This is a genomic window from Aliarcobacter vitoriensis, from assembly GCF_048320235.1.
GTDB classification, from domain to species: Bacteria; Campylobacterota; Campylobacteria; order Campylobacterales; family Arcobacteraceae; genus Aliarcobacter; species Aliarcobacter vitoriensis.
Map to the genome: position 1 here is coordinate 349,294 of NZ_CP182882.1, position 15,008 is coordinate 364,301.

18 protein-coding genes and 1 tRNA gene are annotated in these 15,008 nt (G+C 25.9%); 4 read left to right on the plus strand and 15 right to left on the minus strand.

Translation table 11 applies throughout. The features are described 5' to 3' along the window. The first annotated feature begins 48 nt into the window (after nt 1-48). From ACNSOS_RS01725 to ACNSOS_RS01735, 3 genes are all read left to right on the plus strand, one after another. Nucleotides 49-627 (plus strand): class II aldolase and adducin N-terminal domain-containing protein, encoded by a 579-nt coding sequence (locus tag ACNSOS_RS01725; protein WP_113894679.1) that lies wholly within the window; start codon nt 49-51, stop codon nt 625-627. Nucleotides 628-728: 101 nt separating this feature from the next. Then, nucleotides 729-1,004, plus strand: coding sequence for an HU family DNA-binding protein (locus ACNSOS_RS01730; RefSeq protein WP_418185716.1), 276 nt, complete (start codon nt 729-731; stop codon nt 1,002-1,004). 53 nt (nt 1,005-1,057) lie between these two features. Beyond that, nucleotides 1,058-1,142 (plus strand) — tRNA-Leu (locus ACNSOS_RS01735). Here the strand turns inward: ACNSOS_RS01735 and ACNSOS_RS01740 are convergent. The 14 genes from ACNSOS_RS01740 to hypB all read right to left on the minus strand — a co-directional run bounded on the left by ACNSOS_RS01740 (nt 1,143) and on the right by hypB (nt 12,026). Beyond that, nucleotides 1,143-1,793 carry an energy-coupling factor ABC transporter ATP-binding protein gene (locus tag ACNSOS_RS01740; protein ID WP_418185717.1) on the minus strand — a complete coding sequence of 217 codons (651 nt, stop codon included), beginning with the start codon at nt 1,791-1,793 and terminating at the stop codon, nt 1,143-1,145. Beyond that, on the minus strand, nt 1,790-2,434 hold the full coding sequence (locus ACNSOS_RS01745) for a CbiQ family ECF transporter T component (RefSeq protein ID WP_418185718.1): 645 nt from the start codon (nt 2,432-2,434) through the stop codon (nt 1,790-1,792). Before ACNSOS_RS01745 ends, ACNSOS_RS01740 begins: the two co-directional genes overlap by 4 nt. After that, on the minus strand, nt 2,431-2,913 hold the full coding sequence (locus ACNSOS_RS01750) for a hypothetical protein (RefSeq protein ID WP_418185719.1): 483 nt from the start codon (nt 2,911-2,913) through the stop codon (nt 2,431-2,433). The genes ACNSOS_RS01745 and ACNSOS_RS01750 overlap by 4 nt, the downstream gene beginning before the upstream one ends. After that, nucleotides 2,907-3,512, minus strand: coding sequence for a CbiM family transporter (locus ACNSOS_RS01755; RefSeq protein ID WP_418185720.1), 606 nt, complete (start codon nt 3,510-3,512; stop codon nt 2,907-2,909). Before ACNSOS_RS01755 ends, ACNSOS_RS01750 begins: the two co-directional genes overlap by 7 nt. A gap of 7 nt (nt 3,513-3,519) precedes the next feature. After that, entirely contained in the window at nt 3,520-4,242 is a 723-nt protein-coding gene (locus tag ACNSOS_RS01760; RefSeq protein WP_418185721.1) for a DUF4198 domain-containing protein, read from the minus strand. Between the two features lie 88 nt (nt 4,243-4,330). Continuing rightward, nucleotides 4,331-4,672, minus strand: a complete 342-nt coding sequence (hypA, locus tag ACNSOS_RS01765; RefSeq protein WP_418185722.1) for a hydrogenase/urease nickel incorporation protein HypA — start codon at nt 4,670-4,672, stop codon at nt 4,331-4,333. After that, a complete protein-coding gene (hypE, locus tag ACNSOS_RS01770) occupies nt 4,672-5,670 on the minus strand; it encodes a hydrogenase expression/formation protein HypE (RefSeq protein ID WP_418185723.1) in 999 nt (332 codons plus the stop codon). Before hypE ends, hypA begins: the two co-directional genes overlap by 1 nt. Then, nucleotides 5,671-6,027, minus strand: a complete 357-nt coding sequence (locus ACNSOS_RS01775) for a nucleotide pyrophosphohydrolase (RefSeq protein ID WP_418185724.1) — start codon at nt 6,025-6,027, stop codon at nt 5,671-5,673. A gap of 9 nt (nt 6,028-6,036) precedes the next feature. Continuing rightward, on the minus strand, nt 6,037-6,915 hold the full coding sequence (locus tag ACNSOS_RS01780; protein WP_418185725.1) for an NAD(P)-dependent oxidoreductase: 879 nt from the start codon (nt 6,913-6,915) through the stop codon (nt 6,037-6,039). Further along, nucleotides 6,912-8,507 carry an McrB family protein gene (locus ACNSOS_RS01785; RefSeq protein ID WP_418185726.1) on the minus strand — a complete coding sequence of 532 codons (1,596 nt, stop codon included), beginning with the start codon at nt 8,505-8,507 and terminating at the stop codon, nt 6,912-6,914. The genes ACNSOS_RS01780 and ACNSOS_RS01785 overlap by 4 nt, the downstream gene beginning before the upstream one ends. After that, a complete protein-coding gene (locus ACNSOS_RS01790) occupies nt 8,500-9,657 on the minus strand; it encodes an McrC family protein (RefSeq protein ID WP_418185727.1) in 1,158 nt (385 codons plus the stop codon). The genes ACNSOS_RS01785 and ACNSOS_RS01790 overlap by 8 nt, the downstream gene beginning before the upstream one ends. An 8-nt stretch (nt 9,658-9,665) precedes the next feature. Continuing rightward, the gene (gene hypD, locus ACNSOS_RS01795; protein WP_237939564.1) at nt 9,666-10,790 is read right to left on the minus strand and encodes a hydrogenase formation protein HypD; all 1,125 of its coding nucleotides are present in this window, start codon (nt 10,788-10,790) and stop codon (nt 9,666-9,668) included. Nucleotides 10,791-10,803: 13 nt separating this feature from the next. Then, on the minus strand, nt 10,804-11,085 hold the full coding sequence (locus ACNSOS_RS01800; protein WP_046993563.1) for a HypC/HybG/HupF family hydrogenase formation chaperone: 282 nt from the start codon (nt 11,083-11,085) through the stop codon (nt 10,804-10,806). A gap of 122 nt (nt 11,086-11,207) precedes the next feature. Next, the gene (gene hypB / locus ACNSOS_RS01805) at nt 11,208-12,026 is read right to left on the minus strand and encodes a hydrogenase nickel incorporation protein HypB (protein ID WP_046997446.1); all 819 of its coding nucleotides are present in this window, start codon (nt 12,024-12,026) and stop codon (nt 11,208-11,210) included. Between the two features lie 198 nt (nt 12,027-12,224). Between hypB and ACNSOS_RS01810 the strand changes: the two genes are divergently transcribed. After that, nucleotides 12,225-12,773, plus strand: coding sequence for a hypothetical protein (locus ACNSOS_RS01810; protein WP_418185728.1), 549 nt, complete (start codon nt 12,225-12,227; stop codon nt 12,771-12,773). Here the strand turns inward: ACNSOS_RS01810 and hypF are convergent. Next, complete coding sequence (gene hypF, locus ACNSOS_RS01815) at nt 12,756-15,005, minus strand: carbamoyltransferase HypF (protein ID WP_418185729.1); 2,250 nt, start codon at nt 15,003-15,005, stop codon at nt 12,756-12,758. The two genes, ACNSOS_RS01810 and hypF, sit on opposite strands and share 18 nt — an antisense overlap. Between the last annotated feature and the right edge of the window lie 3 nt (nt 15,006-15,008).

Sequence of the window (15,008 nt, forward strand, 5' to 3'; positions counted from 1 at the left end):
CTTTTATTTAAAGTCGTTATAATAGCGAAATTTTATTTAAGGCTTAAAATGATAAACCAAGATACAGTAAAACTACTTTCCGAACTGTCTTTATCTATGTTTACAAAAAATTTTTTTGGAATTTATCAAGGTGCAATTTCAGCAAAACTTGATCACGAACATTTTATGATAAATACAAGAGATGCCGTATTTGATAGGCTTGACGAACAATCATTTTCTACATTAAATATGAATAATCAAGATTATAGATGGAATATTGCAAGTGTAGATGCTCATATTCACTCTTCAATATATACAAATATTCACGAAGCAAAATATGTAGCTTTTGGAATGCCAATATATACAACTGCCTATACATTAGTACATGAAAAAATAGTATTTGAAGATTACCTAGGAAAAACAAAATTTGGTGAAATTCCAATATATGATGCTGGTGATTTTTCTACTTGGGGGAAAAGAAGTGCCTTAGAGATAACAAAACATATAAAAAATACAGAACATAATCTTCTAATTATTAAAGGTGTTGGAACATATATTTACGATAGAGATATCCATCAACTTGTGAAGAAAATAGCAATTTTGGAGAATTCTTGTAGGCTTTTAAGTATAAAATCAACTTTCAAATAAGAAAATTATAAAATTTTTTGTTTTAGTTGTATATTTTTTAGCTAAATTAAAGTTTAATTAGATTAAAGTTTTCTCAATTTATTTTATATGAGGAGTTATCCATGAACAAGGCTGAATTTATTGATGCAGTTGCTGCAAAAGCAGGTTTATCTAAAAAAGATGCAAAAGGTGCAGTTGATGCTGTGTTAGAAACTATTACTGAAGCTTTAGTTAAAAAAGATTCTGTAAGTTTTATAGGATTTGGTACATTTGCTACAGCTGAAAGAGCTGCTAGAGTTGCAAAAGTTCCAGGTACAACAAAAACTGTTAATGTTCCTGCTACAACTGTTGCTAAATTCAAAGTTGGAAAAGCTTTAAAAGAAGCTGTTGCTAAATAATCTTAGTTTGATTTAATTAAAAGAGTTTATCTTAAGATAAACTCTTTTTTTGTGCCGCTGTGGTGAAATTGGTAGACACAAGGGATTCAAAATCCCTCGCTTTCGGGCATGTCGGTTCGAGTCCGACTAGCGGTACCATTAAATTTTTATTAATAATTTATTATCTAGTTTATAAATAGTATTTGTTAAATTTCCAATAAAAGTTTTATGATGAGATACGATAATCATAGATTTGTCTAAAGAGTTCAAAATATTTAAAATCTTTTTTTCACTCTCTTCATCTAAGGCATTGGTTGGTTCATCTAAAAGAAGAATTTTAGGCTCAGTTACCAAAATAGAAGATAATGCTACAAGTTTTTGTTCTCCTCCACTTAATTCAAATATTACTCTGTTTTCTAAATGTAAAATATCTAATTTTTTTAATATTTCAATACTTTTTGTATAAGCTTCATCTTTATTTAAACCTTTTACTCTAAGTGAAAACATAATATCTTCAATAACTGTAATAGATAAGAAAAAACTACCTACATCTTGAGGTAAATATCCTATATCATTTCTATATTTTGCATAGTCTTTTTTATCTTTTACTAAATTATGGAAAAGATATATTTCTCCTTTATTTGGTCTTTCTAATCCAACAATCAATTTTAAAAGAGTAGATTTACCACAACCATTTGCACCAACTATTGCTATTTTTTCTTCATGTCTTAAATCAAATGTTATATCTTCAAATAAAACTTTATCATCTTTTTTATATGAAATATTTTTTAAATTTAATGTACAACTCACATAAATACCTTTAAAATTGCAATTATAGAAATAAAAAAGATTAAAATAATATCATATTTACAAACTATAAAATTATCATTTAGGAAAATATCCCCTTGAAAATGTCGTAATTCAAAAGTTGATTTCAAATTCATAGCTCTAGAAATACTTTTTACAAATAAAAGTCCAAAAATATTTCCAAAAGTTTTATAAGTAAACATATTGGTTTTCGCTTTAAAATTTCTTGTTATTAAAGAATTTTTTATATTCTGTATATCTAAACTTAATTCAAAAATCATCTTTATAGTAAAATACAAAGTTGATACAAATTTCTTTGGAAATTTTAAAATATAAAACCCTCTTACAATATCAAATCCCTTTGAATTGGAAAATAGTAAAAGATTAAATAAAATTATCAGATTTACTCTAATAAATAGATTTATAGCTTCATAAAAGTTTGATTCTATATATAAAAATAACGATAAAATAAATATGAAAATATTTAAAAAAAATAGTCTCTTTAATATTTTAAAAAGATTATTAAAATTTATAAAAGACAAAAAAATAATTGGAATTAAAAAATATATTTCAATATCTGAGAAACTTAAAAGTAAACTATATAAAAAAGCTAAAATCAAAGATATTGCAGGATTAAGATTCAAGATTTTATTCTTTTTACAAATAAAAAAATTAAAAATATAAGTACTAAACCAAAAATCACTTTAAAGATTTCAAAATAGTTTAATTGTTCTTCTAAAACTATAATTTTATGTTTTAAAGCAATATTTTCTTCTTTTAAGATATTTATCTCTAAATTCACATCATTATCTGATAATAAACTATTGTTTAAAGTATTATCATTTTTTATCTCTTTTGATACAATATGACCTACTCCAGCATCAATTATAACTTTTAACTCTTTTAAATCTGTTTTAAAATTGTACTCTCCTTGTCTATCTAAAGTTCCATCAAAAATAATATTATTTTGATTATCTTCTATTTTAAATTGACAATTTATACAAGGCTTTGCATTTGCAAAATATGAATTTATATAAAGATTATTATCTTGTAAATCTAAAAAAAGATTTATTTTGTGTGCAAATAAAATAATAGGAAATAAAAGTATAAAAAATCTTAACATATATTTGTACCTCTTAATAAATTTGGCATAACTTTTTTAATATATATAAATAAAAACAGTGTAATTACACCTTCTAATATCATTGTTGGAATATTTATAAGAAGTATAGAATATGCTACTTTTTCATACTCTTGTTTTGAAAATATAAGAAGTAAGAAAAGACTCAATGAAGCTATAAAAACTCCTAAAAATCCAACTAAAAAAAACCTTATTTTTTCATTTACTCTTTTAAAAATTTCTAATTTGAAAAGTAAATATACAACATACGAAGATACACCCATAATCAGAATATTTGCTCCAAGTGAACTAATACCTCCGTATCCTAAAAGAAGTGCTTGTAAAATTAAAGCCAATGATATTGAAAATATTGATAAGTTACCTAAAAAGATTCCAATAAATCCTATAAGCATTAAATGTATTTGAGTAAATCCAAAAGGAATATGTATAAAAGAGGCAACAAAAAATAAAGCACTGAAAGCTGCACTTAAAGATATTTTTTCATTTGTGAGATTTTTAAAAGAATAAATTAAAAATCCAAAAGAAACAATAGCAGAAACTATTGTTACTTCCAGACTTAAAACACCATCACTTATATGCATTTTTATCCTAATATGCTTTTATCCAAAGTAAAGCACCATTTTCAATTGGATATTTTTTACCTTTATACTCTTTTTCACCTTCTTCAATTAGTGCTGCAAATCCCCACCAACCTTTGTGATTCATAACAAAAGAAAAAACACCATTATCATCAGTTTTTACACTTTGAGTAATATGATTTTCGGTTGGAGCTTTTAATCCAAATTCATTGTATAACTCAACTTCTACTTGTACATTTGGCATAGCTTTTCCATCTTTTAGAACTTTTCCTTGAAAAATATTTCCAGAATATAAAGCAAAAGGTTTTGTAAGAGGAACAATTTCATAATCTAAACCAATTGGTTCATCCCAACCATCTTCAACTCCAAAGGCACTTACAATTACTTTTGGGACATGACTTATAAATACTTCTTCAGCTTGTTCAAAATATGGTTCTGGTTGTACAAAAAACTGATAAACTCCTGGCTTTTTTATATCAAAATTTGTATTCCAAGCTTTCTCTCCAAATTTTTTTATTTCAGTAATATTCAAAGAATTTTTTATATCATTTACATAAAAACCTTTTGGCTTTTCCATATTCATTCCACTTTGTTCAAAAGGATGAATAAACATAGTTTCAATTTTTAAATTTGAATCTTTTTTATCAACAATATTATCTGTAGCTGGAATTAATGCTAAAAAATGGGCATTTGCATACATTGCAAAACATAGAGCTAATAAGCTTTTCTTCATATGTATCCTTTTATTTTTTAAAAATTATATCTTCCAATTATTTATGTAAAGTAAATTTTAGTATTTCTTATGTATTTTTAGAACAATATTATTCTAGTTCTAAACTCATAAGATACATATCTTCTCCATCAGTTACTTTTAAATTTGTGCTTTGGCACTTTGGACAAGAAAATTCATGCTTTTCTAAAGTTGATTTTGTTTGGCAATCATGACATAAAATCTCAATTTTCTGGACATTTATCAAAAATTGTGCATCATGACAAATGGTTTGTTCTTTAAAAGTATCAAAAGCAGTTTGAAGAAGCTCTGGCTCAACTCCACTTAAAACTCCAATTTTCACAACTACTTTTGTAACTTTTTTTGCTTCATTTTGTCTTGCGTGTTCTTCACAGCTTTCTAATAGTGATTGAACGATTGAATACTCGTGCATTAGCAAATCCTTGGAAGTAATTCACCAGTTGGAGTATCTAAAAATCTTTTTGTTCCCCAAGAACTATTTAATATAACTTTTTGTGAATATTGTTGTGTTACTTTTCCAATAATACAGGCATTTTTTGCCTCTTCAAACTTATGTAAAATTCCTATTGCTTTTAAAGCATCATCTTTATGAATTGCTAAAACAAAAGTTCCTTCATTTGCTAAATTTGTTGCTTCAAAACCCAACATTTCACAAACTCCTTTTACCTCATCACTTATTGGAATACTCTCTTCTTCTACTTCTATACAAATATTTGACTGTTTTGCCCACTCATTTAAAACAGCACTTACTCCACCTCTTGTTGCATCTCTTAAAGCAGTTATTTTAACACCACTATCAATAAGTGCTTTTACTTGTGGATATAAAGAGTTGCAATCACTTTTTAAATTTGAGTTTAGTTCTATTCCCTCTCGTGCTGTAAATATAGTAGCCCCATGAGATCCAATATCACGGCTTACAAGTATCAAGTCATCTTCACTAATTTTGTTTGAACTAATACCACTATAAAGAACTTCTCCAATTCCAGTTGTATTTATAAATATTTTATCAACTGCACCCCTTGGCACTACTTTTGTATCACCACTTACAATAATTGCTTCATTTTTAGCTAACTCTTCTTTCATAGAATTTACTATAATTTCAAGTTGCTCTACTTCAAAACCTTCTTCAATTATAACTGAACAAGTAAGATATTTTGGCTTTGCACCCATCATTGCTAAATCATTGCAAGTTCCACAAATGGCAAGTTTTCCTATATTTGCTCCACTAAAAAAAAGAGGACTTACTGTAAAAGAATCTGTACTAAAAGCAAGTTTTCCATTTTCTATAATTGCAGCATCTTCACTTTTTTCTAAAATATCATTTTTAAAGGCTTTATAAAACACTTTAGATATAAGTTCATTGTTTTCAAGTCCACCATTTCCATGTGCTAAAGTAACTGTTTTCGTCATCTATTTATCTTCTCTACTTTTACTATATTTTTTACTTCCACCTTGCGAAGTTTCAGCTGGATATTTAGCTTCATTTTTTGTCATTTTATTTAATATAGCATCTTCTAAATCTATATTTAATTTCATACAAATTCGTATAAGATAAATAGCAATATCTGCAACTTCTTCTTTTGTATGAGTTAAAACATCTTGGGGTAAGTTCTGTGATTCTTCAAAATTTAGCCATTGAAAAATCTCATTTAGCTCTCCCACTTCACCATTTAGTGCCATAACTAGATTTTTTGGATTGTGAAAACTTTCCCAATTTCTATCATCACTAAATTTTTGAATTCTTGCTTTTATTTTTTCTATGTCCATAAAAATCCTTTATTCATAATATTTACAAAGAGCTTGTGTTCCTAAATCACCATCACCATTTTCTTCCAAAGTTTCGTACATCTCCAAAACATCATTTAATACTTTTAGATTTGGAACTTCACTTGTGGCAATTTTTAAATCTTTTACCATATGTTTTATATAAAATCCTGGTTCAAACTCTTTGTTTAACATCTTAGGAGCATTATTTGTAAGATGAAAACTCTGAGCTGCACCATTACTTATACTTTTTAGCATTGTAGGTAAATCAAGCCCTACTTTTTTACCATAAACTATGGCTTCACTAACTCCTGCCATAACTCCTGCTATTGCTATTTGATTTGCCATTTTTGTATGTTGCCCACTTCCTGAACTTCCAGCATAAACAATAGTTGTTCCTAAACTTTCAAAAATCTCTTTGCATGATTCAAAATCTTTTTGCTCTCCGCCAACCATTATAGATAAAGTTGCATTTTTTGCTCCAATATCTCCACCTGAAACTGGAGCATCTAAAGCTTTTAACCCTTTTTGTTTTGCAACTTCGTGAATTTTTACAGATAGACTTGGAGTTGTAGTTGTCATATCTATCAAATAAGCCCCTTTTGAGGCACTATTTATAATACCATCTGACGATAAATATACCTCTTCCACATCTTTTGGATAACCAACTATTGTAATAACTGCATCTTTATTTCCTACACACTCTTTTATAGTTTCACAAAAAATAGCACCCTCTTTTATACTATCTTCTACTTTTTGTCTGTTTCTTGCATAAATACTTACTTCAAAACCTTTTTTTAGCAAATTTGAAACCATAAATTTTCCCATAACACCAACACCAATAAATGCTATTTTTTTACCTGCAAGCAGGATTTCGCTTTGCTTTATCATAAGTTATCCTTTCCATTTAAAATATCTAAAGCTTTTTTATGATTTTCATCATCTCCATAAAAATACTCTTCAAGTAAAGGTTTAATTTTGTACTCTTTTACAAATTCTAAATCACTTTCATTTTCTATTTTCATAAAATAGCTATGCCCTAGTTGGTAATCTTCTCCACGACTTTCTTTTATAAATTCATTTAATTTTGAAAATAATTCTTTTGCAATATTTGGAACTAAATCTATATTTGGTTTCATTTTTAAAAATGTGAATCTTCTTCTTAAAGCTATATCAATAGTTGCAATAGATTTATCTGTACTATTCATAGTAGCTATGATATATAAGTTTGAAGGAATTTTAAATTTCTCTTTAGAGTATGGAAGTGTTACTTCATAAGCATCTCTTTTATCTTCTTCTATAAGAGTTATTAGTTCTCCAAAGATTTTAGAAATATTTCCTCTATTTATTTCATCTATTACTATATAGAAGTTTTTTAACTCACTCTTTTCTACTTTAAATTTATTTTTTAATTTTAACAATTCTTCTAATAACGGATTATAATATGGAGCTAATCCACCATTTATAATATTGTTTGTACCTTCATAATACATTTTTTCTAAAGTTTTTAAAGATAATGTGTGTGATTTATCACCATTTTGTTTTTCAAAATAAATAGTTTTATCATTATAATCATAAATATAAAAATAGCTATTTTCTCTTTTTAAATTAATTTTTATATTTTCTTGATTTTCTATTTTATCTTTTAGTAATAGATTAATTGCATCTATAAATAATATTTCTTTTTTATTTATAGATTTTAATAAATTAATTTTTGCATCATCACAAAGCTTTTTAAATATTCCATCCTCAAGTCTTATGGTTCCATCATCTTGTGGTCTAAATCCTTCAATAAAATCTTCATAAGAGTAACTTTGATGGAAAGTTATAAACTCTATTCTTTTTTCGTTTTTTATCATTTCAAAAATTGAATCATCAAAATCTTTTGTATCATCATTTTTTGAGATTGTATCAAATATAGTTTTTTCATAATTACCACTTTCTATCATAGTAATTAATCTTTTATAATTATGAGTTTTACCAACACCTGGAGCACCATAAAGCATTATATTTTTTGTTTTTAATTCTATTTTCATATTTTCTTCTTTTGGCATATTCTTACTCCCTTTATTAAAGATCAATTCAAATTCAGAAATATTTTCATTTAATTTATTAATCAATAAATCAATTTCATTTGTAGAAAAACTTGTAAAAGGGAATTCATCTATTTCTTTTATTATATCTATATCAATTTCTGGAGTATTATCTCGTGAAACACCAAGTCCAGTTATCAGTTCATTTTCTTCATAACTAATATAAGGATAAACACCCTTACTTGTTTTTTGATTATATTTTAAAAATGTAATATATGGATATTTTGGAGGCTTTACTCTATTACCCATACCAAATGATATTTTTAAATCAAATCCTTTATATGTTAAATATAAATTAGAAATAAATTCTTTATTCCATATTCCTTCTGTATTATCCCACTTATCAACAAAAATTTTTATTACAGATTTTAAATTATCTTCATCATTCATTTAATTTTCCTATCCTATTTTGAATTTCATCAATATACTCTTTATAATTATTCCCACCAAAATCTAAATCAATAGTTTTTATCTTTAAATTTATTTCTCCAAAATCTTTACCCAAAGTCATATCAAAACTAAAAATACTTTCATATTTTGGATATAAAAGCATTACATTTTTAACTCCATAATTTATTCCATAAGCAAAAGCTTGAAGTTTATCACTTTGTTTTATATCTTCTATTGATCTGATTTTTTTATATTTTGTATCTATTATTTGATTTTCTAGTATTATATCTGGCTTTAAAGTTAAAACTCCAAAATTATCTTGATTTTGTATTTTTGCATTACTATCTAATTCTTTTACCATTCTAGCTATAAACTTCTCAAACAATACATTCATATCAAATAAAAATGCAAATGATTTTTTATCTTGATTAAATAGTGGAATAGATTGTCTCAAAAGTAAAAGAGCTATTTCAAAACTTGTTTTAAATCGTAGATTTAATCTATCAAAATGAATGTTTAATTTATTTATATCTACTGACTTATATTCAACCTCATCAAAGATTAGTTCGCACTGTTTTAGAAGTTTCTTATCATTTACAAATTTTTGCAGATATTTTATAGCATATAAAAAAAATTGATTTAAACTATTATTTTCACTAAATTCATCATATTCACAATAGATTTTATTTTTTATGAAATTATATTTCAAATTTTCATTTATTAGATATTTCCCTTTTAAAACTGGAAGATTATCTTGTTTAGTTAAATACTCTTTATATAAACCTTTTTTAAGTTCTTGTAAAAGTCCATTTGCAAACATTTGCACAAAAACTTCTAAGATATTATTTGATTTTAGATTTTCACTAAAAGAGGTGTTTTCATTTAGAAGTTTTACATCATAAGCATACATCAACATATAAATAAATATATTTAGATTTTTTTCATCATTGCGATTTGCAATTTTAGGCAAGATATAAAAATCTTGATTGTTAAAATTTAAAATCCCACAATATTGCTTTGCTTTTAAATCTTTCCAATCAAGAGTAAAATATTTATGTAATTCTGTTGTGTTAATTATATAACTTTTTAATTTTTTATAATCTTCTGAATCTTCTTTTATTTCTTCATATTCATATATTGTATTTTGCATTTACTATTTTACAACAAATTCCCATATTTATAATAAGCACTACAAGCACCCTCGCTACTCACCATACAAGAACCAATAGGATTTGTCGGAGTACATACAGTTCCAAAGATTTTGCAATCAGTTGGTTTTGCAACTCCTTTTAAAATCTCAGGACATTTACAAGCTTTATTTTCTTTTACTTCTTGTGTAGGCAATATATCTTTATAAACTATTTTTGCATTATATTTATCAAACTCATCTTTTAGTTCATAACCACTATTTTCAACTTCTCCAATTCCTCTAAATTTAAAAGGAACTTTTTTGAAGTATTTATTTATAAGTTCTTGAGCTTTTAGATTTCCCTCATAAGATACAAGTCTTTTATACTCTATTTCTAAATTGGCTCTTTTTTCTTTGAACTGTTTTACTATCATTGAGATACTTTGCATAACATCTACTGGTTCAAATCCACTTACAACAACTGGTTTATTATAATCTCGTGGAAACTCTTCATATATTTTACTTCCACTTATAACGCTAACATGTGATGGTCCTAAAAAAGCATCGATTTTACAGTTCTCATCTTGAACTAATACTTGCATTACTTCAGGAACTGTTATATGATTTATATGAAACAGAATATTTTTTATATCTTGTTTTATTACTTGCTCCATTAAAGCACAAGTCATTGGAGTTGTTGTTTCAAATCCTATTGCAAAAAAGACTACTGTTTTATCTTTGTTCTCATCTGCTATTTTTAAACAATCCATAGGAGAATAAACAAATCTTACATCAGCACCTTCACTTCTTGCTTTTTGTAAACTCCCTTTACTTCCTGGAACTTTTATCATATCTCCAAGTGTTACAAGTATTACATCTTTTTGTAAACTTAACTCATAAGCACTATCTATTCTATCTTTTGGCATAACACAAACAGGACAGCCAGGTCCATGAATAAAATTTATTTTTTTATTCAAAAGTTGTGGTATTCCATACTTCATAATAGTATGAGTATGCCCTCCACAAACTTCCATAATATTTATAGTTTTATCATAATCTTTTAAATCTTCGTCTATTAATTTTTTATATGCTTTTATAACTTTTGAATCTCTAAAACCATCATATAAATCTTTTAGTTGTAACTCTTTTTCCATAATATTTTACACTTTATCTATTTGGACAGTTTTGCGATTCTTCAATAGCTGCTAAGCGGTCATCTTCTTCCATCTTATCTATAATTTCTTGATAAACTTTTAGTGATTCTAAAGCATATTCTTCATCTATTTTATTCATAGCAAAACCTATATGAATTAAAACATAATCTCCTACTTTTACCTCTTGATCTATCAAATCTAAACTAGCACTTCTTTCAACTCCCATAGTATCAACTACGCAAGTATTCATCTCAGGGTCTATACTTTTTATTTTCGATGGTATTGATAAACACATCTTTATATTCTCCTTTTATTTGTAAAACAATTTTATGAATGATTCTGCAACAAATGGGTAAAAATCTTTGATTTTTGGGTACCCACCGTGAAGCCTAAATGAATAAAATTCGTTTTAGAAATTTATCGCATCTTTCTTTTGAAATTAATCCAATCAATTACGTTTTGTAAAGATTGTTTATCTTTAATATTTACTTCTAAAATATCTACATTTGGTTTTAGTTTTCTAGCTTCTGCTTTCTCTTTTTCAATATCATAATCAAAATATGGAAGTAAATCTGTTTTTGTAATAAGTATTAAATCAGCACTTCTAAACATAACTGGATATTTTGCTATTTTATCTTCCCCTTCAGGAACTGAAACAAGTACAATATTTAAATGAGTTCCCACATCATAAGATGCTGGACAAACTAAATTTCCAACATTTTCCACAAAACAAACATCAATACCATCTAAAGAGATATCATGTAAACCTTTATGAACCATAAACGCATCTAAGTGACAAGCACTTCCTGTTTGTATCTGAACTGCATTTATTCCTTTTGCTTTAAGTCTATCTGCATCTCTTGAAGTTTCTAAATCACCTTCAACAACTGCAAATTTAAAATCAACCATATCAGCAATATTTTCTAAAAATGTAGTTTTTCCACTTCCTGGACTTGACATCAGATTTATTCCTAAAACTTTGTGATTATCAAAATGAGCTCTATTATGAGCTGCTTCATGGTCATTTTTATCTAAAATTTTTTGAATAACTGAAATTGTTTTTGCATCATTTAATTGTGGATTATGATGTAGTGTTTCGTGCGCTGCTTGATGAGAGGCACTATCATGTGAATGATGATGAGAATGTCCATGACTATGGTCATGGTCGTGATGATGATCATCATGATGATGGTGATGTTCGCTTCCTGCTATTGTACAACCGCAATCTTTACACATATTTTTTCCTTTTAACTCTATTTTGATGAAGTTTAACCCAAAAACTCTAAATTTTATATAATAATTTTTAAGCACTTATATACTTTTAGAACAAATTTGATAAAATATTTTATGAATTGTCCAAATTGTGAAAATAATACCTTTTATATACTAGCAAATGACTATATTAAGTGCAAAAAATGTGCAAAGAAGCTATCTTTGAAAAAACTTGAAAAAGATAAATTAATCATTGAAAAATTTTGCGAAGATAAAAATGCACTTGAAACTGCAAAAGAGTTAGATTTAAACTACAAAACTGTAAAAGATAGATTTGATTTACTTAGAAGAAAAATAGCCATTTTTCTTGAAGAAGAGTACCAAAATTCTATAAAAGATTACAGTGAATATGAAGAGTTTTATTATATAAAAGAGAGAGAAAAACATAAAAAGAAAAAATCTCTAAGTGAAGCTATAAATATAATAGGATTTTACTCAAATGGAAAAGTTTATACTCTACTTATGCCAAAGATTGGAAATCGTGCTTTTGATATAGAAGATGGATTTATTCAATATCTAAATTGGTATAAAATTCACTCACAAAATTCTCACCAAACAAAACTAAATGAATTTTGGAAATTTTTAGAATCAAACTTGAGAAAATATAAAGGGGTAAATGAAGATAACTTTTTCTACTATTTAAAAGAACAAGAGTTTAAGTTTAACTATATTAAGAGTGAACAATCAGAAATATTAAATACTATTGTTTAAATGATATATCTGTCCAAGACTTATACATTCATCATTTGGACTATATTTTTCATTGATATAAAACTCTATATTTTCATCTTCAAATCTTTCTATAATTAACTCTAACAAAGTTTTATTTTGAAAAACTCCACCACTTAATACAACAGGTAAAGAGTAAGATTTTGTAATATCAAATACAATATTTACCAAAGTATTTATAAATTTTGAAGCTATTTTTATTTTGTCATTATCAAAAATAATCTCTTTTATCATAAGTTTTATATCTATTTCATCTTCTAAAATCTCATAATTGTAAAAATCTTTTATATTTTTATCATAAAGACTTTCAATCAAAAGCCCACTTTCTCCTTCATACTCTTGATTATGTAAAATATTTCCTAGTGATGCAACTGCATCAAATAATCTTCCAATAGAACTACAAAATGGAGAATTTAAACCTTTTTTCCACATTGTATATAAGACTTTTATATCATTACTATTATACAAATTTATTATTGGATTGTCTAAATTTAATACTTCATCTAAAGAATATATTTCAAAAAGTAAAGATAAAGCAATTCTTTTAGGCTCTTTTATAGCTATTTCTCCACCTAAAAGTTTAAAATATTTTAGATGTTTAACTCTTTCATACTTTTTAGCATTTGCTATAAAAAATTCTCCACCCCAAATATTTCCATCATCTCCATACCCAGTTCCATCAAAAGCAATTCCTAAAACATCTTTCGTCAGTGAATATTCAGCCATTACAGATAAAATATGTGCATAATGATGTTGAATCTGTACACATTGTATTGATTGATTTTCTTCTTTTAATTTCATAGCATATTTTGTACTTTCATAATTTGGATGTTTATCACAAACCACAATGTCAGGTTTAAATTCATAAAAATTCTCAAAATTTTCAATAGTATTTTTATAATTATCTATTGTTAAGATTGAGTTTAAATCACCTAAATATGGAGAAGTTACAATATTGTTCCCAAAAGCTAAACTAATGGTAGATTTTTGATTTGCTCCTAAAGCTAAGATATTTTTATTAAAACTTTTTTCAACACTTTTTAAAATTGGAGCATATCCTCTTGAAGTTCTAAGTTTTACCAATCTATTGCCAATACTTTGAACAATAGAATCATCACAACTATTTACAATATCTCTATTATAATCTAGCACAAAATCAACCAAACCATAAAGTTTTAAAAAAATTTCTTCTTTATTTGTCAGAATAGGCTCATTTTTCAAATTTGCACTTGTTGCAATAATGGGATTTCTTAAGTTTTTAAAAATTAAATATTGCAATCCTGTATTTGGTAAAAAACAACCTATTTTATCTATATTTGGAGCTATAAATTGTGATAAATTTGTATTCTTTTTTTTTCTTAAAAGAACGATTGGTTTTTCTTTAGAAGTTAAAATCTCTTCTTCTTTAAAAGATATATTTGTATATTCTTTAATACTATTTAAACTATTAAACATAACTGCAAATGGTTTAGTATATCTTTTTTTAAATTCTCTTAATTTTTTTATAGCTTTATCACATGTTGCATCACAAACTATATGAAATCCTCCTATTCCTTTTACTGCAACAATGTATCCTTCATTGATTAAACTAGCTGTTTGCTCTATTGCTTTAATATTGTTAGACAATATATCATTATTTATATTATACAAAATGGTATCTGGACCACATTTTTCACAAGAAATTGCTTGAGTATGATATCTTCTATTTAAAGGATCTTTATATTCATCTTCACATTTTTTACATAATTTGAAGTTACTCATAGAAGTATTAGCTCGATCATAAGGAATTGTTTTTATGATTGAATATCTTGGACCACAATTTGTACAGTTTGTTAAACTATAACTATATCTAAAGTTATCAATATCATCTATATCTTTGATACAATCATCACAAATTGCTATATCAGGAGAGATAATAGTAGTTTTATTTTTTGAACTTGAACTTTGAATAATTTCAAAGTTTTTGTATTCTTTTATTTGATTATTTTTTTTTATTTTTATACTAGTGATTTTTGCTAAAGCTGGAGGATTTGATTTGATTTCATTTATAAAACTTTCTATATTTTCTTGTGTTGAATAAGCTTTTATTTCTACTCCATTTTCATCATTTTTAACCCAACCTTTTATATTATGTTTAATAGCTAGATTATAAATAAATGGACGAAAACCAACACCTTGAACAATTCCAAAAATAGATATTTTCTTGTTTATCATCAC

Bases quoted from the DNA above. Each gene is read 5' to 3' on its own strand.
- hypD (WP_237939564.1), bottom strand. From the start codon at position 10,790: ATGGAAAAAGAGTTACAACTAAAAGATTTATATGATGGTTTTAGAGAT.
- ACNSOS_RS01780 (WP_418185725.1), bottom strand. From the start codon at position 6,915: ATGATAAAGCAAAGCGAAATCCTGCTTGCAGGTAAAAAAATAGCATTT.
- ACNSOS_RS01760 (WP_418185721.1), bottom strand. From the start codon at position 4,242: ATGAAGAAAAGCTTATTAGCTCTATGTTTTGCAATGTATGCAAATGCC.
- ACNSOS_RS01775 (WP_418185724.1), bottom strand. From the start codon at position 6,027: ATGGACATAGAAAAAATAAAAGCAAGAATTCAAAAATTTAGTGATGAT.
- ACNSOS_RS01785 (WP_418185726.1), bottom strand. From the start codon at position 8,507: ATGAATGATGAAGATAATTTAAAATCTGTAATAAAAATTTTTGTTGAT.
- ACNSOS_RS01790 (WP_418185727.1), bottom strand. From the start codon at position 9,657: ATGCAAAATACAATATATGAATATGAAGAAATAAAAGAAGATTCAGAA.
- ACNSOS_RS01755 (WP_418185720.1), bottom strand. From the start codon at position 3,512: ATGCATATAAGTGATGGTGTTTTAAGTCTGGAAGTAACAATAGTTTCT.
- ACNSOS_RS01750 (WP_418185719.1), bottom strand. From the start codon at position 2,913: ATGTTAAGATTTTTTATACTTTTATTTCCTATTATTTTATTTGCACAC.
- hypA (WP_418185722.1), bottom strand. From the start codon at position 4,672: ATGCACGAGTATTCAATCGTTCAATCACTATTAGAAAGCTGTGAAGAA.
- ACNSOS_RS01725 (WP_113894679.1), top strand. From the start codon at position 49: ATGATAAACCAAGATACAGTAAAACTACTTTCCGAACTGTCTTTATCT.
- hypE (WP_418185723.1), bottom strand. From the start codon at position 5,670: ATGACGAAAACAGTTACTTTAGCACATGGAAATGGTGGACTTGAAAAC.
- hypB (WP_046997446.1), bottom strand. From the start codon at position 12,026: ATGTGTAAAGATTGCGGTTGTACAATAGCAGGAAGCGAACATCACCAT.
- hypF (WP_418185729.1), bottom strand. From the start codon at position 15,005: ATGATAAACAAGAAAATATCTATTTTTGGAATTGTTCAAGGTGTTGGT.
- ACNSOS_RS01730 (WP_418185716.1), top strand. From the start codon at position 729: ATGAACAAGGCTGAATTTATTGATGCAGTTGCTGCAAAAGCAGGTTTA.
- ACNSOS_RS01800 (WP_046993563.1), bottom strand. From the start codon at position 11,085: ATGTGTTTATCAATACCATCGAAAATAAAAAGTATAGACCCTGAGATG.